Annotated in this window: 24 protein-coding genes and 1 pseudogene; 9 read left to right on the top strand and 16 right to left on the bottom strand. The window is 75.1% G+C overall.

Annotation, left to right across the window (positions count from 1 at the left end; genetic code table 11):
• Nucleotides 1-126: 126 nt before the first annotated feature.
• The 6 genes from ACTMS0_RS24600 to ACTMS0_RS24575 all read right to left on the bottom strand — a co-directional run bounded on the left by ACTMS0_RS24600 (nt 127) and on the right by ACTMS0_RS24575 (nt 3875).
• Nucleotides 127-1125 carry a tyrosine-type recombinase/integrase gene (locus ACTMS0_RS24600; RefSeq protein WP_441157618.1) on the bottom strand — a complete coding sequence of 333 codons (999 nt, stop codon included), beginning with the start codon at nt 1123-1125 and terminating at the stop codon, nt 127-129.
• A gap of 114 nt (nt 1126-1239) precedes the next feature.
• Complete coding sequence (locus ACTMS0_RS24595) at nt 1240-1665, bottom strand: Hsp20/alpha crystallin family protein (RefSeq protein ID WP_441157617.1); 426 nt, start codon at nt 1663-1665, stop codon at nt 1240-1242.
• Nucleotides 1666-1779: 114 nt separating this feature from the next.
• Nucleotides 1780-2196: a DUF6069 family protein gene (locus ACTMS0_RS24590; protein WP_441157616.1), complete on the bottom strand. Its 417-nt coding sequence runs from the start codon at nt 2194-2196 to the stop codon at nt 1780-1782.
• A 76-nt stretch (nt 2197-2272) separates the two neighbouring features.
• Nucleotides 2273-2746, bottom strand: a complete 474-nt coding sequence (locus ACTMS0_RS24585; protein ID WP_441157615.1) for a MarR family winged helix-turn-helix transcriptional regulator — start codon at nt 2744-2746, stop codon at nt 2273-2275.
• 50 nt (nt 2747-2796) lie between these two features.
• Entirely contained in the window at nt 2797-3321 is a 525-nt protein-coding gene (locus tag ACTMS0_RS24580; protein ID WP_441157614.1) for a DUF2087 domain-containing protein, read from the bottom strand.
• Between the two features lie 56 nt (nt 3322-3377).
• Nucleotides 3378-3875 carry a MarR family winged helix-turn-helix transcriptional regulator gene (locus ACTMS0_RS24575; protein ID WP_441157613.1) on the bottom strand — a complete coding sequence of 166 codons (498 nt, stop codon included), beginning with the start codon at nt 3873-3875 and terminating at the stop codon, nt 3378-3380.
• Between the two features lie 71 nt (nt 3876-3946).
• Between ACTMS0_RS24575 and ACTMS0_RS24570 the strand changes: the two genes are divergently transcribed.
• Nucleotides 3947-5176: an MFS transporter gene (locus ACTMS0_RS24570; protein ID WP_441157612.1), complete on the top strand. Its 1230-nt coding sequence runs from the start codon at nt 3947-3949 to the stop codon at nt 5174-5176.
• Between the two features lie 6 nt (nt 5177-5182).
• On the opposite strand, the gene ACTMS0_RS24565 is transcribed toward ACTMS0_RS24570, so the two are convergent.
• Together ACTMS0_RS24565 and ACTMS0_RS24560 are read right to left on the bottom strand one after the other, a co-directional pair.
• The gene (locus ACTMS0_RS24565; RefSeq protein WP_441157611.1) at nt 5183-5578 is read right to left on the bottom strand and encodes a cupin domain-containing protein; all 396 of its coding nucleotides are present in this window, start codon (nt 5576-5578) and stop codon (nt 5183-5185) included.
• Nucleotides 5579-5689: 111 nt separating this feature from the next.
• The gene (locus ACTMS0_RS24560; RefSeq protein WP_441157610.1) at nt 5690-6199 is read right to left on the bottom strand and encodes a DinB family protein; all 510 of its coding nucleotides are present in this window, start codon (nt 6197-6199) and stop codon (nt 5690-5692) included.
• A gap of 110 nt (nt 6200-6309) precedes the next feature.
• Between ACTMS0_RS24560 and ACTMS0_RS24555 the strand changes: the two genes are divergently transcribed.
• On the top strand, nt 6310-7782 hold the full coding sequence (locus ACTMS0_RS24555; protein WP_441157609.1) for a hypothetical protein: 1473 nt from the start codon (nt 6310-6312) through the stop codon (nt 7780-7782).
• A gap of 1 nt (nt 7783) precedes the next feature.
• Here the strand turns inward: ACTMS0_RS24555 and ACTMS0_RS24550 are convergent, their stop codons facing one another.
• From ACTMS0_RS24550 to ACTMS0_RS24540, 3 genes are all read right to left on the bottom strand, one after another.
• On the bottom strand, nt 7784-8797 hold the full coding sequence (locus ACTMS0_RS24550; protein ID WP_441157608.1) for a radical SAM/SPASM domain-containing protein: 1014 nt from the start codon (nt 8795-8797) through the stop codon (nt 7784-7786).
• A 252-nt stretch (nt 8798-9049) separates the two neighbouring features.
• The gene (locus tag ACTMS0_RS24545; protein WP_441157607.1) at nt 9050-9886 is read right to left on the bottom strand and encodes a nitroreductase/quinone reductase family protein; all 837 of its coding nucleotides are present in this window, start codon (nt 9884-9886) and stop codon (nt 9050-9052) included.
• 280 nt (nt 9887-10166) lie between these two features.
• Complete coding sequence (locus ACTMS0_RS24540; RefSeq protein ID WP_441157606.1) at nt 10167-10532, bottom strand: nuclear transport factor 2 family protein; 366 nt, start codon at nt 10530-10532, stop codon at nt 10167-10169.
• Nucleotides 10533-10656: 124 nt separating this feature from the next.
• Here ACTMS0_RS24540 and ACTMS0_RS24535 point away from each other — a divergent pair, with 124 nt between their 5' ends.
• The 3 genes from ACTMS0_RS24535 to ACTMS0_RS24525 all read left to right on the top strand — a co-directional run bounded on the left by ACTMS0_RS24535 (nt 10657) and on the right by ACTMS0_RS24525 (nt 11933).
• A complete protein-coding gene (locus tag ACTMS0_RS24535; RefSeq protein ID WP_441157688.1) occupies nt 10657-11223 on the top strand; it encodes a DinB family protein in 567 nt (188 codons plus the stop codon).
• 85 nt (nt 11224-11308) lie between these two features.
• The gene (locus ACTMS0_RS24530) at nt 11309-11650 is read left to right on the top strand and encodes a cupin domain-containing protein (RefSeq protein ID WP_441157605.1); all 342 of its coding nucleotides are present in this window, start codon (nt 11309-11311) and stop codon (nt 11648-11650) included.
• Between the two features lie 97 nt (nt 11651-11747).
• Entirely contained in the window at nt 11748-11933 is a 186-nt protein-coding gene (locus ACTMS0_RS24525) for a hypothetical protein (RefSeq protein WP_441157604.1), read from the top strand.
• Between the two features lie 117 nt (nt 11934-12050).
• Here the strand turns inward: ACTMS0_RS24525 and ACTMS0_RS24520 are convergent, their stop codons facing one another.
• Nucleotides 12051-12533, bottom strand: a complete 483-nt coding sequence (locus ACTMS0_RS24520) for a DUF1992 domain-containing protein (RefSeq protein ID WP_441157603.1) — start codon at nt 12531-12533, stop codon at nt 12051-12053.
• A 244-nt stretch (nt 12534-12777) separates the two neighbouring features.
• Between ACTMS0_RS24520 and ACTMS0_RS24515 the strand changes: the two genes are divergently transcribed.
• From ACTMS0_RS24515 to ACTMS0_RS24505, 3 genes are all read left to right on the top strand, one after another.
• Nucleotides 12778-14211 (top strand): multicopper oxidase family protein, encoded by a 1434-nt coding sequence (locus ACTMS0_RS24515; protein ID WP_441157602.1) that lies wholly within the window; start codon nt 12778-12780, stop codon nt 14209-14211.
• Nucleotides 14212-14326: 115 nt separating this feature from the next.
• A complete protein-coding gene (locus tag ACTMS0_RS24510) occupies nt 14327-15517 on the top strand; it encodes a hypothetical protein (protein WP_441157601.1) in 1191 nt (396 codons plus the stop codon).
• Nucleotides 15518-15731: 214 nt separating this feature from the next.
• Nucleotides 15732-16322 (top strand): pyridoxamine 5'-phosphate oxidase family protein, encoded by a 591-nt coding sequence (locus tag ACTMS0_RS24505; protein WP_441157687.1) that lies wholly within the window; start codon nt 15732-15734, stop codon nt 16320-16322.
• Between the two features lie 52 nt (nt 16323-16374).
• Here ACTMS0_RS24505 and ACTMS0_RS24500 read toward each other — a convergent pair whose 3' ends face one another.
• The gene (locus ACTMS0_RS24500) at nt 16375-16551 is read right to left on the bottom strand and encodes a hypothetical protein (RefSeq protein WP_441157600.1); all 177 of its coding nucleotides are present in this window, start codon (nt 16549-16551) and stop codon (nt 16375-16377) included.
• A gap of 223 nt (nt 16552-16774) precedes the next feature.
• Here ACTMS0_RS24500 and ACTMS0_RS24495 point away from each other — a divergent pair, with 223 nt between their 5' ends.
• Entirely contained in the window at nt 16775-17116 is a 342-nt protein-coding gene (locus tag ACTMS0_RS24495) for an RNA polymerase-binding protein RbpA (RefSeq protein ID WP_091636146.1), read from the top strand.
• Nucleotides 17117-17177: 61 nt separating this feature from the next.
• Here the strand turns inward: ACTMS0_RS24495 and ACTMS0_RS24490 are convergent, their stop codons facing one another.
• From ACTMS0_RS24490 to lnt, 3 genes and pseudogenes are all read right to left on the bottom strand, one after another.
• Nucleotides 17178-17690 (bottom strand): FxsA family protein, encoded by a 513-nt coding sequence (locus tag ACTMS0_RS24490; RefSeq protein ID WP_441157599.1) that lies wholly within the window; start codon nt 17688-17690, stop codon nt 17178-17180.
• Between the two features lie 137 nt (nt 17691-17827).
• Nucleotides 17828-18589 (bottom strand): polyprenol monophosphomannose synthase, encoded by a 762-nt coding sequence (locus tag ACTMS0_RS24485; protein WP_441157686.1) that lies wholly within the window; start codon nt 18587-18589, stop codon nt 17828-17830.
• Nucleotides 18587-20400, bottom strand: a pseudogene (gene lnt, locus ACTMS0_RS24480) (apolipoprotein N-acyltransferase); the annotation flags it as partial. The pseudogene lnt and the gene ACTMS0_RS24485, both read right to left, overlap by 3 nt.
• Nucleotides 20401-20829 lie beyond the last annotated feature (429 nt).

Raw genomic sequence — 20829 nt, 5'->3', positions numbered from 1 at the left:
CGCAGGAACTCCGCCCTGTCGCGGTCGTCGCCGGATCCTCTACCGTCAGCGCAAACCCCCGGTGTGGACGGGCGGGTGACCGTCTGGCGTCTCGACCCGTCCGGCTGAGGTGGCGGTGTCGGGACGTCAGCCGCGGCGGCGGGAGCGGGCCGCCCAGATCACGTAGGCGGGGTCGCGGTCCAGGTTGTACCGGTCGCGGTCGTAGCGGCGGGTGGTGCGCGGGTCGGCGTGGCCCATCGCGTCCTGCACGTCCTCCAGCGGCACGCCCTCGGCGCGGGCGGTGGTGGCGAAGGAGTGCCGCAGCGAGTGCGGTGACAGCCGCGCCCAGGCCGCGATGCCGGCCTCGCGGGCGAGGCGGCGCACCAGGCGGAACACGGAGTGCCGGTCGAGGCGGGCACCGGTCCCGGTGACCAGGAGCGGGCCGGTCAGCTGGTGCACCGGCACGCCCTCGGTGGCCGCCCGGTGCGCCAGGTACGCGTCCACCGCGTACGCCGTCCCGGGGGTGAGCGCGCGTCGGCGGGCCTTGCCGCCCTTGCCGACGAACCGGACGCTGCGGTGACCGCGCTCGGCCCCCAGGTCGGCGATGTCCAGCGAGACGAGCTCCCCCACCCGCAGCCCGAGGTCGGCGAGCAGGGCGACCACCGCCCGGTTGCGGGCGGCGGTCGGGCCGGTGGCGGCCTCGGCCGCGGTGAGCAGCGCGTCGACCTCCTCCGGGGTGAGCCCGATCGTCGCCGAGTGGTCCCGGTCGATGCGGGGGCGGTCCGCCCCGGCGACCGGGTTCCCGTCGACGGCGCGCAGCTTGACCAGGAAGTCGTACCAGCTGGACAGGGCGGAGAGCTTGCGGGCCACGGTGGCCGGGGTGAGCGGCTTGCCGGTGCGCGCGGCGAGCGTCGACTCCAGTGCCCGGGCGTACCCGTTGACGTCGAGGAACGTCGCCCGCAGCGGATCCAGGTCGTGGCCCGCGCACCAGGCGAGCCACCCGGCCACGTCCCGCCGGTACGCGTCGCGCGTGTGCTCGCTCAGCCGCCGGTTGCGCAGCCACGCCTCGGTGAAGTCGGCCGGGCCGGCGGGCAGCGCCGGCCGCGGCGACGGTCGGTGCCGCACCGGGGCGTCGGAGTGGAGCATGTGCGAAAGGTTCTCAGTGCGGCGGGGAAAACGCTCGGAGGCGCGCCCTGCCGGTGTCGTTCCACACGCGAGCGGGACGGCCCTCGTGGCCGTCCCGCTGGTCTCCGGCCCGGCTCAGGCGTTGATCTGCTTGCGGCCGTTGCTGCCGGCGGTGATGCTCACCCGGCGCGGCCTCGCCCGCTCGGCCACCGGGATGCGCAGCGTGAGGACGCCGTTGTCGTACCCGGCCTCCAGCTTGTCGGTGTCGAGGGTGTCGCCGAGGAAGAGCTGCCGGGTGAAGGTGCCCATCGGCCGCTCGGCGGCGACGAGTTCGACGTTGTCGCCGGTCGGGCGGCGACGCTCGGCGCGGACGGTCAGCACGTTGCGCTCCACCGTGCAGTCGATGCTGTCCGGGTCGACGCCCGGCAGGTCGAACGCCGCGTAGAAGTAGTCCCCGTCGCGGTAGGCGTCCAGGTGCATCATGGCCGGTCGCGCCGCGGTGCCGAAGAACTGCTCGGCGAGCCGGTCGATCTCCCGGAACGGGTCGGTACGCATCAGCATGGTCGTGCCTCCTCGGTTCCTCTGGCCGAAGGTCCTCAGGTTGAGTCTGGGTGACTCAACTTCCTCTTCTGTGATAGCGCGTCACGCGCGCGGCGTCAACCCCGGGGCGCCGGGTCAGCGGGTCCGCGTCGGCAGCAGGGTGACCAGCACCGCCGCCACCGCGAGGTGCATCGCGCCGAGGGTCACCTTCGCGCCGGCGGTGGCGTCGGTGGCGGCGAGCGGGGCCAGGGAGACCAGGGCGACGACGACCGCGAGAACGGTCCAGACGACGGCGGCCCGCCGGCGGGCGACGCGCTCCAGCAGGGCGAGCACGCCCCAACCGAGCAGGGACGCGACGAGGGAGAAGACGACCACCTGCGCGAGCCCGACGACCGCCTCCGGCTGGCCGGGGTTCTTGACCGTGAAGTCGACGCCGGACAGGCGGCCGACGACCCAGATCAGGACGCAGGCGGCGACGGCGGCGACGACCGCGAGAGCGCGCCGGCGGGTGGCGGACGGGGTGACGGTCGCGGGACGGGCGGTGGCGCTCATGGGGGGCTCCTCGGTCGACGTGACGAGACGTCGCGACCGTATCAGATGGTCCCGCACAAGACGATCTTCTGCTTGACTAACATGCCGAGCGGCTGCCCGGCCCGCACGGTCCGGCGGCCGCGAACCGTCCCCGGACGAGGGTCTCGATCGACCGGAGAAGCGCCGCCCGGTCCCGCTCGGGCAGGCCGGCGAGCACGTCCCGCTGGATGCGGGCGGCGATCTCCTGCGCCCGGGCGAGCACCGCCCGGCCCTCCGGGGTCACCTCCACCAGGCGCGCCCGCCGGTCGGTCGGCGACGGCCGACGCCGGGCGAGGCCGGCGGCCTCCAACTGGTCCAGCGTCACCACCATCGTGGTCTTGTCGATGCCGCACAGCTCGCCGATCTGCCGCTGCGTCAACTCCCCCGACCCGGCGCGCAACAGCACCTGGTGGGCCCTCGGCGAGATGCCCAGCTCCGCCAGGCCCTCCGCCTGCTCGGTCAGCAGCGCGTGCGTGGCCCAGGAGAGCAGGAACAACAGGTCGGGGGCGCCGTCCGGCGAGCACGAGGACATCCTCCGAGGCTAACAAGACCATCCCGCGCGGGATCATCTTCCGCTGACGGTCAGCCGGCCCGCCAGTACACGCCCTGCTCCCGCGCCAGCAATCCCTCGTCGACCAGGTACCGCCGCAGGGTCACGTGATCCGACCCGCCCGCGGCGCACCAGCCGCGCAACGCCTCGTCCACCGCGCGCTCCGGATACCGCGCCCCCGGCTCGAACGACCCGGCGATGTGCTCCAGCAGCACCCGACGCCGGCCCCGCTGCGCCGGCAGTCCGACCAGGACACCGTCGCGCAGGAAGGTCCGCAGGACCCGCTCCCCCGGCTCGACCGGTCCCCCGGCGTCCGTCGCCGGGGACGCATTGCGGGCCGCCTCCCGCAGCCACCCGCCGTCGACGCCCAGGGCGCCGTCGTCGCCGGTGACCAGACCCGCGTCGCGCAGCCGGCGCAGCGCGGTGACGACCTCCCGGCCGGCCAGCCCGCTGCGCGCCGCGACCGCCGCCCGGTCCGTGGCCCCCAGCACGATCGCCGCGAACACCCGTCGCCGTCCGTCGTCGGCGAGCGCCCCCGCCAGCACCTGCGCAGTCATGCCGGTCACCCTGCCAGGGGCGTACGGGTCCCGCCAGGCGATATCGCCGGCGCCGCTCAGGCCGGGGGCTGCTCGGCCCGCAGCACCACCCGGCGCAGCAGATCGGACAGGACCCGTCGCTCGGCGGCGTCGAGGGCGTCGAGCAGACGGCGTTCCTCGACCCCGCGCACCTCCATCGCGCCGAGCCAGGCCGCGCGGCCCGGGTCGGTCAGTTCGACGTCGACCCGCCTGCGGTCCGTGTCGGACGGCACGCGGCGCACGAACCCCCGCCGCAGCAGCCCGTCCACCCGGGCGGTGACCGAGGCGGGCGCCAGGGCCAGGTCGCGGGCGAGATCCGAGGGTGCGGCGCGGCCCCCGCGGCCGGCCAGGGCGTGGAGCGTGTCGTACTCGTGACCCTGCAGGTTCCGCTCGGCCAGCGCTCGCTCCTTGACCGACCGCAGGTGCCGGGTGAGGAACTGCATGCGGCTGACCGCGCCCTCGACGTCCGGGTCGATGCCGGGCAGCACGCCCGCCCACCGCTCCACGTGCCGGTCGATGCCGTCCTCAGGCGCCACGCGGGACAGCGTACGTCAACGACGAAATATTTGCTGTCTAAATATTCGATGTCGAAGTATCGTCTTCGGACATGGCCCACCCCCTACGGCAGCCCGCGTTCCGACTGCTCTTCCTCGCCCGCACCGTCTCCGCCGTCGGCGACGCCGTGGTCCCCGCCGCTCTCGCCCTCGCCGTCCTGCGCGCGACCGGATCCTCCGCGGCACTGGCCCTCGTCCTGGCGTGCGCGATGCTGCCCCGACTGCTCCTGCTCCCCGTCGGCGGTGTGCTCGCCGACCGGTTCGACGCCCGGCGGGTCGCCGTCCTCGCCGACCTCCTCCGCTGCGCGGCGCAGCTCGTCGTCGCGCTGGAGCTGTCCACCGACCCGTCGCTGGCCACCATCGCCACGGCGGCCGCGGTGAGCGGCGCCGCCGGGGGATTCGCGCTGCCCACCGCCGCGCCGCTGGTCACCGGCACCGTGGAGCCCGCACAGCGGCAGCAGGCCAACGCCCTGCTCGCGGCGACGGGCAACGCCAGTCGGCTCGCCGGTCCGGCCCTGGCCGGCGCGCTCATCTGGGCCGCCGGACCGGCCTGGGCGTTCCTCCTCGACGCCGCCACGTTCGCGCTCAGCGCGCTGCTGCTCGGCGCCACCCGCATCCCGCACGTGACGATGCCCCGGCGGTCGGTCCTGGGTGACCTGCGGGAGGGGTGGCGGGAGGTGCGGGCCCGCGACTGGTTCCTCGTGAGTCTCGCCGGCCACGCCGCCTGGAACGGCGCGGCCGCCGTCCTGACCGCCCTCGGCCCGGCGGTCGCCGTGCGGCAGCTCGGCGGCGAACACGTCTGGGTGCTGCTGCTGCAGGCCGGGGCGGCCGGCATGCTGGCCGGCTCGCTGCTGGCCACCCGGGTGCGACCGCGCCGGCCGGTGCTGGCCGCCAACCTCGGCCTGGCCAGCTACGCCGTCCCGCTCCTGCTGCTCGCCGCCGCCGGACCGACCCCCCTGGTCATCGCCTCCTACGGCGTCGCGCTGGCCGCGGTCGGCTACCTCAACCCGGTGTGGGCGACCGTGGTGCAGGCCCACTTTCCACCGCAGGTGCTCGCCCGGGTCACCTCCTACGACTGGCTCGCGTCCCTCGGTGCGGTGCCGCTGGGATTCGCCCTCGCGCCGCTCGCCGCCGGCGTGTGGGGAGAGGACGTCCCCCTGCTGGCCACAGCCGGAGTCGTCGTGCTCGCCTGCCTCGGCAGCGCCCTGGTACCCGGCGTACGCCGCCTGACGTGGACCCCCGCGGCGGCGCCGCGCGGCGAGCCGGCGCCCGCCACGCGGTGACCGCCACTACAGCGCGTGGCCGGTGGTGGCGTCGACGTGCTCCGGCACCGGGTCGTGCCGGTCCCCGACGCTGGACGTCCCCGTCGGCTCGAACATCAGGATCGACGCGCCGTCCGGCGCGGACGGCCGGTGCCGCACTCCCCGCGGCACCACGTACACGGAGCCCTTCCGGAGCAGCACCTCCCGCTCAGCGCCGCCCTCGCCGTCGCGCAGCGCGATTCGCAGCTCGCCGTCGAGGACGAGGAAGAACTCGTCGGTGTCGTCGTGCGCGTGCCACACGTGCTCCCCCGCCACCTTCGCGATCCGCACGTCGTAGTCGTTGACCCGGGTGACGATCCGGGGGCTCCACAGCTGGTCGAAGGCGCCGAACGCGGTCGCCAGGTCGATCGGCTCGTTCCTCATCGGACCATCCTGCCCGGAAACCGCCCCGCCCGGCTGCCCCGTCAGGCTGCCCGGTCGGGTGGTGCCGGCTGCCCGCGCGCGATCGCTGGCCGGTGCGACCGGCCCCCGCGCCTACTCTCCGACCGGTCCGCCGGCCAGCTCGGCGACGATGTCCAGGTGCCCGAGGTGGCGGGCGTACTCCTGGACCAGGTGGAACAGCACCCGCTCCAACGTCGCCGGTTGCGCGCCGGCCCAGCGCGGGCCCGGTGCCCCGACCGCGTCCAGATCGGCCGCCTCGATGACCGCCCGGGTGTGCGCGCCCTGCTCCCGCAGCGCGCCGACCAGGTCGTCCCGGTTCTCCTCCGGCCTGACGTGCCAGCGGTCGTCCCGCCAGTCACCCCACGGCTCGTCCACCGCGCGGCCCTGGAAACCCCACTCGATCCACCGCCGCTCCACGTACCGCAGGTGCTTGACCAGTTCCAGCGGCGTCCAGCCCGACGCCACCCGGCTGCGGCGCAGCTCCGGCTCCGGCAGCGCCTCGACCTTGGCGATCAGGCTTTCCCGGAAGTAGTCGAGGTAGCGCACGAACACCTCACGGCGGTCGGCGGCCGGCACGGTTGGCGAGGGAAACGGCAGGGTCACCGGCTCATTGTCCGCTCCCGCCGGCCCGTCCCGGTCGGGCGGGTCGCGGACGGATGCGGCAGAGTGGCATTCGTGTCCGGCGACCGCCGGCGCGCAGGCAGGGAGGTGCCATGTCCGTGGAGGGGCCGACCGGAGTGGTGTTCCCCCGTACCGGCGACGGTCGCAGCACCTCGGCCCTGGGCCGGGCGGTCGTCGCCGACGCGCTGCGCGCCGTCGACCCGGTGGGGGCCCGCGCGGCCGAGCACGAGACGAACTGGCGGCACGGCTACCTCGTCCACTTCCGCCGCCTGATCGAGGCCGGGTTGCTCAGCCGCGACGCCGCGCTCACCATCGCCCGCAACGGGCTCGCGTCCCTGCATGAGCGGATGCGGTACGTCGAGGCCGACGGCCGCGAGACGAGCCTCGACGACGCCGTCGCCGCACCCGATCACCTCGACCCGCCGCAGACCGCCACGGTCACCGGTGACGGCCCGGTCGAGCGGGAGTTCTCCCTGCCGTACCGGGGTGGACGGTTGCGCGGCGACGAGCTACGCCGCCGCCTCGACGCCTGGGTGGGCGCCGGCGTGGTCGAACCGTCCTGCGCCGAGGCCGTCGGCGCGGTGCTCGCCAATCCGGACTGGCTGGACCTGCGCGACCAGCGGATCGTGGTGCTGGGCGCGGGCGCCGAGATGGGCCCGTTGCCGTCGGTGCTGCGCTGGGGCGGCGACGTGGTGGCCGTCGACCTGCCCCGCCCGGAGCTCTGGCGACGCGTACTGGCGACGGCCCGCCGCCACGGCGGCCGGCTGCACCTGCCGGTCCGCCCCGGCACCGACCCCGGCGACGACACCGCTCTCGCCGGCAACGCGGGCCTCGACCTGCTGCACCGCCTCCCGCAGGTCGCGCGGTGGCTCGACGGCGCCGACGGTCGGCTCGTGCTCGGCAACTACGTCTACGCCGACGGGGCGACCAACGTCCGGGTCGCCATGGCCGTCGACGCTCTCACCCGCCACCTCCAGCAGCGGCGCCCCGACGTGGCGCTGGCGTTCCTCGCCACTCCGACCGACGTGTTCGCGGTCCCGGGCGACGCGGTCGCTCACGCCGAACGCGGCTACGCGCGGCGCGGTCCGGCCCGCCGCGCCCTGCGCGTCGCCTCCGGCGGCCGCCTGCTGCACCGCAACTACCCGCCGGACGCCGACCCGGGCGTCAACGACAGCCTCGTGCCGCAGCAGGGCCCGAACTACGCGCTCGCCAAGCGCCTGCAACGCTGGCGGGCCGCGGTTGCCCGCGACGCCGGCACGACCGTGTCGTTGACCGTGGCACCACCCACGCGCACCCGCTCGGTGCTGCGCAACCGGGCGCTCGCCGCCGCGTACGCCGGCGCCCACCGCTTCGGCATCGAGGTGTTCGACCCCGCGACAAGCAACACCTTGATGGCTGCGCTGCTCGTGCACGACCTGCGCACCGGCGGCGGCCCCACCCACGAGCACCCCTGGCAGGACGAGGCGTACGCCGCCGCGCACGGCGGTCTGTGGCGGGTGCCGTACGCGCCGCGCTCCGCCCTGGGACTGGCGGTGCTGCTCGGCCTCGGCGGCGCCCGCACCTGAGTTAGAACGTCCGGCGGTACAGCGAACAGCCTCGACACACCGGTGGCGGGTCGTCGCCGATGAGCCGGCGCCGGAACTCGCGGTACGCGTCGCCGTACCAGATCTCCGGGAAGGTGTTGACGTCCAGAGCCCCGAGGGAAACCCGGTCGTCGCCCATCACCATGCAGCACGGTTGCACGACGCCGCCGCTGGTGACGTAGGCGGCGTCCCACGGCCAGGAGCAGCCCGGCGGCCCCGAGGAGGGTGGTGCGGGCGCGGACCCGACGGAGGGCAGGCGCAGCCGGATCCCCTGTTCCCGCGCCACGGTCCGCGCCGTCTCGAAGACCGCGGCGGCGCGATCCTCGTCGGATTCCGACCACAGCGCCTGACTCGCGGTGAACCGGCGGATGTCGTCGTAGCCACCGGCCGGATCGGTGTCGGAGAAGCTGTGCGACAGGTTCTGCACGTGCAGTTCGTCGACGCCGGTCCGGCCGAGCAGGCGGACCAGTTCGGGCAGCTCGGCGACGTTGTCGCGCATCGCCACGAACACCACGCGGACGTACGGGGTGGCGCTGCCGGCAGCGCGTTTCGCCGCCACCAGACCCGCCAGGTTCGTCACCACCGCGCCGAAGTCGGCGCCGTCGCGGACCGCCTCGTACACACGTGGCCCGGCGCCGTCGAGAGAGACATGTAGCCAGTCCACTCCGCTGGCGACCAGGTCCGCCGCCCGGCGGCGGGTGAGCAGCGTGCCGTTGGAGTTGAAACCGACCGCGATCCGCCGGGCCACCGCCGCCTCGATCATCTCCATCAGGTACGGCGACAGCAGCGGCTCCCCCAGCCCCTGCAGGGTGAGCCGCGTGAGTCCGGGGACCTCCCGCAGCAGGCGGTGGAACAGGTCCGGCCGCATCGCCCCGGCGATCTTGTTGACCGGCGGCCGGTACCGCACGAGGCACATGACGCACCGCAGGTTGCAGGCGGAGGTGACCTCCAGTTGCAGGTGCGCCGGCAGCGGCGGGTCGTCCAGGTCGGTTGACATGTCTGCGCATGCCCGGTCCGTGCCACCGGAAACCTGATCGTCCCTCTCCGCGTCATCGACGATGCAACAGAACAGACATTATGATGTACGGCTCGTCCGTCCCATTTGTCGCAGTCTTTAGTGGATTGCTGTTACTGGTATTTCGTTAATGAGAGCGTGGCGGGTTCCGATGGGGTTGGGCGCTAGTTGGAGAACGGCCTGCCCCGGTGCCGGGGCAGGCCGTCTCGTCGTGCCGTCAGGAGTGGCAGACGTTCAGCCGGCTGCGGCGTCGAGCACCGGGATCAGCTGCTCCTCCTCGTACGCCAGGTGGGCCTCCAGGTCGGCGACGAGGCGGCTGACCCGCGTGCGCACCTCGTCCCGGTCGGCGTCGGTGGCGGTGACGGCCTGCTGAAGGTCGCCCACCAGCTCGGCGACCCGCCGATGCTCGGCGCGGAGCCGGTCGAGCACATCCACCAGGTCGGGACGCTGCGCGCCGATGCCGACGAACATGCCGGCGTCCTCGTGGCGGTGGTGCTCGTGCAGGCCTCCGCAGAGGGTCAGGCAGTTCACCCGCAACTGCGCCCCGAGCGTCGGGCCGGACCGCTCGACCTCGTCACGGATCAGCGCCAGTTCGCGTCGGAACGCGTCGTGGACGAGCCGCAGCGCCTCGCCCCAGGAGGCGGCCTCCGGTGGTCCGCCGCCCTGCGCGTACAGGGCCACCACCGGTATGACCCGGTCGGTCTTCGCCTGGTACTCGGCCCAGCCGGGGTCGGCCTCCACGGCCCGGGCGAAGACCTCGTCCCGGTCGACGCCGGTGAGCACCTCGGCGCGGGCGGGGTAGGTGAAGACGCCGTCCTCGACAGTGACCGTCGAATCGGCGACCAGGTTGTGGAACCAGTCGGGATGGCGGTCCGCACCGGCGGCGGAGGCGATCACCAGGATGCGCTCCCCGCCGTCGGGCAGGTAGCCGACCGGGGTCGTGTGCGGGGCGCCGGACCGCGCCCCGGTGGTGGTGAGCAGGATCAGTCGGCCACCCTCGAAGGGCCCGCCCACCCGGCCGGAGTTGGCCCGGAACTCGTCGATGATCTGCTGGTTGAAGTCGTTGGGCATGCGCTGCTTTCTCTAGACAGGGTGTGCCCGGCGAGCCGCCTGCGGGCACGGAGGAACAGCGTCGCTAGCGGCGACGCGAAGACGATCACTGGTACGGGGAAACCCACGACGGGGTTAGGGAGAGTGACGGACAGGCGGGGCGCGGGCCCGCCCCGGCGTCATCGAATCGCCGGGTGCCCTGTCCGCTCGTGGCCCATGGCCGACCCGGCAGTCACGGGCCGAGCCTACCGGGATGGCCGGGCGCGGAACAGCCCCGCCGCGCGTACCGGCCCGGCACCGGTCAGCGGAAGTCGTTCTCCTTGAGCTCGATCACCCAGGCCCGCCGCTCGGCGATCAGGCCGTCGCGCATCACGAACACCTCGGCCATCGACATGCGCATCTCCTCGCCCGTGTCCCGGATCGCCGACCCGGTCAGCTCGGCCATGACGACGTCGTCCTGCTCGACCATCCGCACCACCTCCAGTCGCGGCGGCCCGGTGAACCCGACGCCGTCGATGGCCGCGTCGTACGCCTCCTTGCCGGTGAGGTGGAAGGCGCCGAAGACCGTCCACTCGATGTCGTCGGTCAGGCAGGACAGGATCTTCGCGTGGTCGCCGGTGCGGAAACCGTCCAGGTAGGTCTCGACGGTCTCGGTGTTGCGCGACATGCCGGGCACCTCTCACTCGCCGGGGCGACCCCGGCAGCGCCGGGGCCCGTCAGAGCATGATGCCGGCCCACACCGACGAATTGCGGCTCCCGCGAGGTTGTGTCACGGTCGGGCGGTGACCGCGATCACCGGTGGCGACGTCACCCGCGCCGTGGCCGAGATGACCGCCGTGCTCGGCCCGCACGCCGACCGGGACTGGGCGGTGCCGGCGGGTGACCTGGAGTGGAGCTGCTGGACGACGGCCGCGCACGTGGCGCACGACCTGATGGCGTACGCCGGTCAGGTCGTCGGCCGACCGGACTCCGGCTACTTGCCGTACGACCTGGTGATCTCGCCCGCCGCCGACGCGACCGAGGTGCTGCGGGTGGTGGCCGCCTGCGGGAGCCTGCTGCGGGCCGCCGTCGACACGGCCGCGCCGTCAGCGCGGGCCTGGCACTTCGGGCCGTGCGACCCGGGTGGTTTCGCGGCGATGGGGGTGGCCGAGACGGTCTTGCACACCCACGACATCACCCGCGGGCTGGGGATCCCGTGGACGCCGCCGGAGGACCTGAGTGCGGCCGTACTGCGTCGGCTGTTCCCCGACGGGCCGGACGGCCCGGCGCCGCAGGTGCTGCTGTGGTCGACGGGGCGGGGTGAACTGCCGGGCCGGCCGCGACGCACCTCGTGGACCTGGCGCGCCGCGGTCGACTGACTCTCCGCCGACGGTGTGGCAGAGGGCGGTCGGTGGGGCGCGCGGTCTCCTCGCGCCGGCCCGGCTGCCCGGTATGGTCGCCGCCATGCAGATCATCACGGGCGCCGGGGAATGGCGGCAGCCGGCTGACGCCGACGCGAGCGACTGGGTCGAGCACCTGCGGGTGCCGGACCTGTCCGTCGGGACGTACTGCATCCCGGCGGGCGGGGTCGACAACCAGAGCCCGCACACCGAGGACGAGATCTACGTGGTGACCGCGGGTCGGGCGCGGATCGTGACGGCGAACGGCGAGGCGCAGGTCGACCCGGGTGCGGTGATCTTCGTCCCGGCGGGCGAGGACCACCGCTTCGTGGACGTCACCGAAGACCTGGCGCTCCTGGTCGTGTTCGGCCCGGCCTACGGCTCCCGCACGGACCGCAGCGGCTGACCGGGCCCCGGTTCCGATGGCACGCGGACAGCAGGACGCACCCGAAGGAGAAACCAAACCGATTGGCAATCGATAGGTAGCGAGTGATAGTCGATGCATGGTCGCAGAGCATCGGGCCGTGGTGCCCGTGAAGTACTTCCTTGCCGTGCTCGCCATCGCGATCGGTGTCGCCGGAGTCGTGCACGGCGAGGCCGATGACTCCCCCGGCCTCCAGCTCCTGGGCGCCGTGCTCGTCGTCGGCGCGGTCGCGTTCGGCGTGAGGACCGCCCGCCGCAGCAGGTAGCAGTACCGCCGCCGTCCCGTAGGCGGGCGCGCGTGGAGTGCTTCGCCGCCGAACGTACCCGCCGCTGAGGGCCGCCGCGCCGCCGTGACCGGTCGGGCGTGGGCCGGATGACCTCGACTAGGCCGCGCGCCGGCGCCACGGCAGGCGCCACCAGCGTCGAGTCCGCCGCGCGTGGGCCGTCGCTACGGTCGGCGGCGCTGCGCCGGGGGCGGCCTGCTGGCGCTCGGCACGCCAGCGGCGGACCACCTCGTCGACGTTGACCGGCCGCACGACGACCTGGGGGCCGGTGGGTGTACGCAGCCAGGCGACGATCTGCCTGTTGAGCGCGGTGACGTACCCGCGGACCGCCTCCTCGGTGGGCAGGTCCCGCACCTCGTCGGGCACCTGCTCGATCCGGCGGCGCAGTTGCAGGGGCGTCGGCAGCAGCAGGTCGCTGGGCAGCGCCTCCCGTTCCAGGAAGCTCTTGATCCACCACGACTCGTCGTACGGCTGGTCGCGGCCGGGGATGGGCCTGCCGGCGCCGGGCAGGTTGTCGAACTCGCCGCGCTCCTGGGCGGCGCGGATCTGCGCCTCGACCGTCGCCTCCCAACGGGCCTCCACCCGGCCTCACCTCCCCGACCACGGTAGCGCGGCCGCCAGCCCCTCCGACTCGTGCGCCGATCTTGCACTTGCTCGTCCCGGGGAACCGGCGCGTACCCGGGTCGAGCAGGGATCCTGAGCGCGCGTCGAGTGCGCCACGGGCGCCGGTTGGTTGCATCGCCCCGGCCGGTCGGGCCGGGAGCCACCGGCCTGACCGGCGCTGACGGTCAGCGGGTGCCGGGCACCCGACGGGGAGGAGCAGACAGTGGACAGACGACGCCTCATCACGCTCGGGGGCCTGGCCGCCGGGGGTGCGGTCCTGCTGCCGGGCTGCGGCGGCAGAACCACGGCCGGGCACGCCGCACACCACCACGCCGGGGGCGGCGGAGCCGGTCTCGCGGCGGCGGCCGGCCCGTTCACCGTCGCGATGCCGGTGCCACCGGTGCTGCGCCCGACCGCCGTCCTGGGCGGCACCGAGGTCTACGACGTGGCCGTGCGGCACACCACGACGGAGATCGTGCCGGGGCTGACGACCCCCGTTCTCGGCTACAACGGGCAGTTCGTCGGCCCGACGATCCGCGCCCGACGCGGACGGGCCGCCGTCGTCCGGGTGCGCAACGAGATGCACCACGCGACGAACGTGCACCTGCACGGCGGCGTCGTGCCCGCGTCCAGCGACGGGCACCCGTCCGACGCGATCGCGCCGGGCGGCTGGCGCGCCTACCACTACCCGAACCGGCAGCGCGGGACGACGCTGTGGTACCACGACCACAGCCACCACATGGAGGCCGAGCACGTCTACCGGGGCCTGCACGGGTTCTACCTGATCGACGACGACGCCGAGCGGGACCTGCGGCTGCCGTCGGGCCGGTACGACATCCCCATCATGCTGCGTGACGCGCTGGTGGCCGACGACGGGACGCTGGTGTTCGACCCGGCGCGGTGGGCGGACCGGCGGACGATCCTGGTCAACGGCAAGCCCCAGCCGGTGCTGCGGGTGGCCGCCCGCCGCTACCGGCTGCGGCTGCTCAACGCCTCCGCGCACCGGATCTTCCGCCTGGTCCTGCCCGGCGCCGACATGGTGCAGATCGCCACCGACGGCGGGCTGCTGCCCGCGCCGGTGCTGCGCCCCGAGCTGTCCCTGTCACCGGCGGAACGCGTCGAGATCGTCGTGGACTTCCGGCAGCAGCCGGTCGGCGCCCGCCTGGTGCTGGAGGACACCTCCGGTCCGGTGCTCGCCTTCGACGTGGCCGCCGAGGCAGACGACGACAGCCAGCTGCCGGACCGGCTGCGCGCGCTGCCGCCGCTGGGCACGGCGACCACGGTCCGCGACGTGGCCCTGAGCTTCAACCCGGGCTCGACCACGTTCACCATCAACGGCCAGGTCTTCGACGCCGCCCGGGTCGACGCCCGGATCCCGCTCGGCAGCACCGAGATCTGGCGGGTCACCAACAACGACACCGCCTTCGGCATCACCCACAACCTGCACCTGCACCTCGTGCAGTTCCGGGTGCTCGACCGCGACGGCGTGCCGCCCGGGCCCGGCGAGGCCGGGTTGAAGGACACCGTGGCGGTGCCGCCCGGGTCGACCGTCCGCCTGCAGGCCACCTTCTCCGGGTTCACCGGCCGCTACGTCTACCACTGCCACTTCCTGGAGCACGCCCAGGTCGGCATGATGGCGCAGTTCGAGGTGGTGTGACCCGCCGGCCGGCCCGGTCGTACGCCACGACCGGGCCGGCGGTCGGGAGGGGGCCGGCTGCACCGGGGCGCGGCCGCCGGGCCGGCCGACCGCGCGGGACTAGACTTCCGGTCCCATGGACGAGCAGGCCGCCCTCACCGACACCCGTCCCTGTGCCCACTGTGGTCGGGAGGTGCCGCAGCGGGCCGGCGCGGGCCGGCCGTTCCGCTACTGCCGGGACAACGACGGCGCCTGCCAGCGGGCCGCCCGCAACGGCCGGATGCGCCACCGCAACGCCCCGGGCCTGCCGGGGCAGGTGGCCCGCACCTGGGAGGCGGTGGACCGGCTCGACCAGATCGTGGAGACCCTGACCGAGGCGCTGCACGCCGAACTGTCGCCGGTCGGGGTGGAGCGGCAGCTCGCCCAGGCGCGCGCCGACGCGGCCACCCAGGTGGCGGCGGCGCAGACCGAGCGGGACGAGGCGCGCCGCGACGCCGAGGACGCCGCCGCGTCCGCCGCCCGCGCCCGGGAGGCGGCGCGGATCGCCGTCGTGGAGCGCGACGCCGCCCGCGCCGACGCCGGGCGCGCCGCGGAGGAGGCCGCCGCGGCGGTCGAGCGGGCCGACCGGGCGGAGCAGGCGCGAGACGCCGCGCGCCGGGAGGCCGGTGCGGCCGAGGCGCTGCGGGTGCAGGCGGAGCGGGACCGCGACGCCGCGCGGGCGGAACTGCGGACGCTGCGCGCCGACCTGGAGGCCGAGCGGCGCCGGGCCGCCGACCTCGCCGGGGAACGCGACGCCGCCCGCGCCGACGCCGACCGGGCCACCCGGGCGGCGACCGAGGCCGTCGAGGCGGCGCAGCGTCACCGCGCGGAGGCGGCGCAGTCCCGCGCGGAGGCCGCGCAGGCCCGCCAGCAGGCTGTCCAGGCCCGTGAGGAGGCCGCGCAGGCCCGGGCCGACGCGGACCGGGCCAGGGTGGAGGCCGGGCGCGCGCGGGCCGAGGTCGAGTCGGCGGTGCAGGTCCGCGAGCGGGCGGTGGTCGACCGGGACCGTTCCGAGGCGGAGCGCCGGCAGGTGGCGGCGGACGCCGAGCGGGCCCGCGCGGACGCGGCCGCGCTGGCCGAGGCGCGGGAGGCGCTGCGCGCGGAGCTGGCCGCCGCCCGGCAGGTCGCGGCCGCCGCCGAGGGCCGGCTGGAGGAGCTGGCGGTACGGCTGCGCGCCGCCGAGACCGACCGGCACGAGGCGCACCGGCGCGTCGCCCAACTCGCCGACCAGGTCGGTCAGTTGGCCGCCGCCCTGGCCCACCGCGAGGCCGCCGCGCCGGCCGGCTGACCGCCGTCCGCTGCGCACGGTGGTGTGCGCGATCAGTCACGACCGCGGCGTCGCCGAGCGCTCCGGCCCGGCGCCGCGCGAGGTGTTCGCCGCGTGGGCTCCGGTCGCCACACCGTCGCTGGCCGAGGAGGCGGCGCGGGTGCCGGGCCGGCAGCGACCGGGGTCACCACCGGCGGGGCAGCGGGGCCCGACCGCCGGGGAGGACGATGGCGGCATGGGAAAGACGTACGAGCGCATCGACGGTCGCCTGCGGACGTTCATCGAGGACCAGCCGATGTTCTTCACGGCGACCGCGCCGCTGGCCGCCGACGGCACGGTCAACCTGTCCCCGAAGGGGCTGCGCGGCTCGTGGGCCGTCGTGGACGAGCACACGGTGGCGTACCTGGACTTCGCCGGCAGCAACGCCGAGACCGTCGCCCACCTGCGGGAGAACGGCCGGATCACGCTGATGTGGTGCGCGTTCACCGGTCCGCCGAACATCGTGCGGGTGCACGGCCGGGGCGAGCCGGTGTTCCGCGACGATCCGCGGTGGCAGGATCTGATCGGCCACTTCCCGGACATCGACACCACCGTGCACGGGCTGCGGGCGATCATCGTGGTGCGGGCGGAGCTGATCCGCGACACGTGCGGCTACGCGGTGCCGTTCATGACGTACGACACCGACCGGGACCTGCACGCCCGGCGGTTCGCCCGGGAGGACGACACGTCGCTGGGCGCGTACTTCGCCGGCAAGGAGCACGTGGCGACCAGCATCGACGGGTTGCCCGGCCTGCCGCTGCCGCTGCCGCCGACCCCGGCGCGCTGACCGGCGCCGCGCCGGGGTCCGCCCCTGCGGACGCCGGCGGCGTGCGCGGGGGTCAGTGGATGCCGGCCATCAGGTGACGGATGTGCCGGGTGAACATGACCGCGCCCAGCCCCAGGGCCACCGAGGCCAGACCGAAGGTCAGGACGTAGGTGGGCGCCGCCCACGTGTCGGCCAGCCGGGCGACCTGACCGGCGCGTGGGCGGGCGGCGACCGGCGCGTCACGGGCCATGGCAACCTCCGCTGCCACTGGGGCGGCTAACATCCCCGTTGACAGCGGAAACACTCCACCCTCTCGGCCCGGCCGGGGACGACCCCGCCGGGCGATCGTCATGGCCGGTTACCCTTGTTCCGGCCCGCCCGTGACGCGGCAGCGCGCGCTGGGCGGGAATGGTGCGGGGGACACCAACCGTTACACCGAGAAGACCAGCACCACGAACGAGGGGAAGACGATCATGGGCGAGCGCATGCTGCGTGGAAGCCGCCTGGGGGCGGTCAGCTACGAGTCCGACCGCAACACGGAGCTCGCGCCGCGTCAGACCCGCGAGTACCTGTGCGCCAAGGGCCACCAGTTCGAGGTGCCGTTCGCCGTCGACGCCGAGGTCCCCATGACCTGGGAGTGCAAGTTCGACGGCAGCGTCGCCCGCCTGGTCGACGGCAACGAGCCGGAGCAGAAGAAGGCCAAGCCGCCGCGTACCCACTGGGACATGCTGCTGGAGCGGCGGTCGATCGCCGAGCTGGAGGACATCCTCGCCGAGCGGCTGCAGGAGGTCCGCACCCGCCGCGGTCGCGCCTGAGCGACCGGACATACGGCGCCCCCGGGGTGTAATCCCCCGGGGGCGCCGTTTTCGTGTGCGGTCAGCCCTGGCGGGGCTCGACGATCTCGCCCTCGATGGCCCGCCCGCCGTCGACCACGGTCGGCTCGCCGGGCGGCGGCTGCGGCGCGCCCCGGTGGACCCGGACCCGGCGCGGGCCGAACAGGTCACCGGCGACCATCGACGACACCCGGCGCTCGGCGGCCCGTTGCACCCCGGACCGGGCCAGCCGCCGCACCGGCGGCACCAGCAGCAGCAGCCCCAGCGCGCCGCTGAGCAGGCCCGGGGTGGCCAGCAGCAGCGCACCGGCCAGGCCGACGAGCCCGTCGGTGACCTGCGGGCCCGGCGGTCGCCCGGCCTGCGCGGCGGACCGGAAGCCCCGCCAGGCACGCATGCCCTCGCGGCGCAGCAGCACCAGCCCCAGCAGCGACGCGACGAACACGGCCAGCACCGCCGCCCCGAACCCGACGGCCCGCCCGACGGCGACGAACACCGCCAGTTCCGCCAGGACCGCCAGCAGCAGGGCCAACGGGACGAACCTCAGTCCTCGGCGCATCTCACCTCACCCCGCCCGGTAGCGGCGCCCCCGAATTTTCGCCCGCTGTCGCGCGGCCCGGGGGCGTCGTCCACGCCCATCCAGCATGACACGCGCCGCCCCGCCCGCCACGGACCCGACGATCGAGGCCTGGCCCGCTACGGCCACCGCATCTGGCCGGTAGGGGTGCCGTGCAGTCCCCGGCGTACGGCCTGCCGCCGGTCGGCCACCGCCCACCCGGTGACCCGCCACAGCGCCTCCGCCACGACCAGGGGGCTCATCTTGCTGGTGCCGCGTTCCCGCTCGGCGAACGTGATCGGCACCTCCACGATGCGGACACCGGCCCGGTGGGCGAGGCGGGACAGCTCCACCTGGAACGAGTACCCCTGCGAGGACACCGACTTCAGGTCGATCGCGTCCAGGGCGCTGAACCGGTACACGCGGTAGCCGCCGGTGGCGTCGGACACCGGCATGCCGAGGGCCAGCCGCGCGTACAGGTTTCCGCAGCGGGACAGCAGCAGCCGCCGCAGCGGCCAGTTGAGCACCCGCGCCCCGCGGGTCCACCGGGAGCCGATCACCACGTCGGCGTCGCGGGCGGCGGCCAGCAGCGCCGGCAGGTCCTCCGGGGCGTGGGAGCCGTCGGCGTCCATCTCCACCACGGCGTCGTAGCCACGCTCGCGGGCCCACGCGAAAGCCGCCAGGTACGCCGCGCCGAGGCCCTGCTTGCCCTCGCGGTGCAGGACGTGCACCCGCGGGTCGGTGCCGGCGAGGGCGTCGGCGACCGCCCCGGTGCCGTCGGGGCTGTTGTCGTCGGTGACGAGGACGTCCACCGTCGGCGCGGCCCGGCGTACCCGCTCCACGATCCGCGCCAGGTTGTCGGCCTCGTTGTAGGTCGGGATCACCACGAGCACCCGTCCCACCCCCGGGTGACCGGTCTGGTCGCGCACCGTCGTCTCCCCCTCCGCCGGCGTACCGGCTGTCGCCCCGCCGCGGCCGGGGGCCGTCAGCCGACCGGGGCGTCAGGCGCCCGCGGTGCGGTCCCGTCGGCGCCGCAGCCCGGTGGCCGCGAGGGCCGCCACCGCCAGGGCGGCCAGCGCCACCTCCGGCCACAGCCCGACCCGGGTGGCCGGCGTGCGTCCGTCGGCGAGGCGCAGCTCCCGCACCACGACCGCGCGGGTGTTGAACCCGGTGGCGTCGCTTACCCGCCCGTTCGGGGAGACGAACCCGGACACCCCGACCGTGGAGGCCATCAGCGCCGGCCGCCCGTGCTCGACGGCCCGCAGCCGCACCATGGCCAGCTGCTGGCGCGCCTCGGCCACGTCGAACGTGGCGTTGTTGGTCTGCACCACCAGCAGCTGCGCGCCGCCGGTGACGGTGTCGCGGACCACCTCGTCGTAGGCGACCTCGAAGCAGATGACGTCACCGAGCACGGCGGGGCCGGTACGCAGCACGCCCGGCGTGGTGCCGGGCACGAAGTCCGACCGGACCCGGTCGACCTGCTTGCTGACCATGCGGGCGAGGTCCCGCATCGGCACGTACTCGGCGAACGGCACCGGGTGCCGCTTCGTGTACAGCTGCTCCAGGTCGGGGCCGGTGCCCGGCTGCCACAGCAGCCCCGCGTTGCGCACCTGTCCCGGGCCGGGGCCGCGCAGCACCGCGCCGACGAGGATCGGCGCGTCGATCGCGTCGGCGGCCGCCTGGATCCGGGCACCGGCGGCGGCGTCGCGCAGCGGATCGATGTCGCTGGAGTTCTCCGGCCACACCACCAGGTCGGGGCGGGGTCGGGCGCCGGAGGTGACCTGGGCGGCGAGGTCGACGGTGGCGTCGACGTGGTTGTCGAGCACCGCCTGGCGCTGGGCGTTGAAGTCCAGCCCGAGCCGGGGCACGTTGCCCTGCACGATCGCCACGGTGACGGTGTCGCCACCGCCGGCCGCGCCGACCGGCACGAGCAGCCCGCCGGCGGGTACGGCCAGCGCGGCGGCGGCCACCGCGGCGACCGGCGCCCACCGCCGGTCGCCGGCCGGGCGGCGCCGCGCCTCCTGACACCACCAGGCGGCGGTGACGAGGAACCCACCGGTCAGCGCCACCGCGAAGGTCACCAGCGGGGCTCCGCCCAGGGCGGCCAGGCGCAGCAGCGGCGACTCGTCCTGGCTGAACGCCAGCCGGCCCCACGGGAACCCGCCGAACGGGGTGCGGTCGCGCAGCGCCTCCTGCGCCACCCACAGCAGCCCGGTCAGCGCCGGCCACGCCCACCGGGCCCGGTCGGCGAGGGGGGACACCCAGGCGGTGGCCGCGCCGAGCAGCGCCAGGTAGCCGGCCTGCAGCAGCGACAGCAGCACCCACGGCAGGTAACCGGTGTGCAGGTTGGTCCAGCTGAGCATCGGCGCGAACAGCGCCACGCCGGCAAGGAATCCCAGGCCGGCGCCGGCCCGCGGCCGCCGCCGGTGCGCCGCCGCGGCCAGCAGGGCCACCCCGACCGGCGCCAGCGGCCACAGCCCGTACGGTGGGAACGCGACCAGCATCGCCGCGCCCCCGGCGACCGCCGCCGCCATGGCCACCGGCAGCGGCAGCGGGCGGGGCGCCGCCACGGCGGGACGCGCCTCGGCGGCCTGCTCCTGCGTCGTCTCCACGGTCGTCACCGGCACCTCACCACGATCACGCGCCGAAGGCTACCCGCCCGTGGTGATCCACTCGGAGTCCGTGGCGGCCGGTGTCGCGTACGTCCCGCGATCGCCCACCAGAACGGGTCCCGCCGGGGGACGAAATCGGGGCGCGGCTTGCGCCGCGCCCCGATGCTCCCAGGCCCTTCCCGGCCGGTGGGGCGAGGATGCGGCGCGCCGACCTTCGGACCGACCCGACGCTGGACTGGCTGTCCCCGCCTGGCCGTTGTCTACTGGCCGTGCCCCTCATCCTGCCCGTACACCGGTAACCGCGGCCGGTTCGCGCCGCCCCGCCGACCCCCGCCCGCTGGACCTGGCCGCCGCGACGAGTGCTCGTGTCGCTCGGCCAGCGGACGAAGGGGCGAAGCGAACAACAGCCGCTTCCCGTAGTAGGACTCAAAGACGGTACGTGCTCCCCCCGGGGCGCTGTCAACCCACCCCCGACGAGTCGCGGCGGCCGCATCGGCGTGTCGCGTCGGCGAGTCCCGTCGCCGTGCGCT

The sequence above is a fragment of the Micromonospora sp. H33 genome (assembly GCF_052068455.1).
Taxonomy (GTDB): Bacteria; Actinomycetota; Actinomycetes; order Mycobacteriales; family Micromonosporaceae; genus Micromonospora.
Note: the sequence above shows the minus strand (reverse complement) of the source record. Positions and strands in the feature narration are given on the sequence as shown.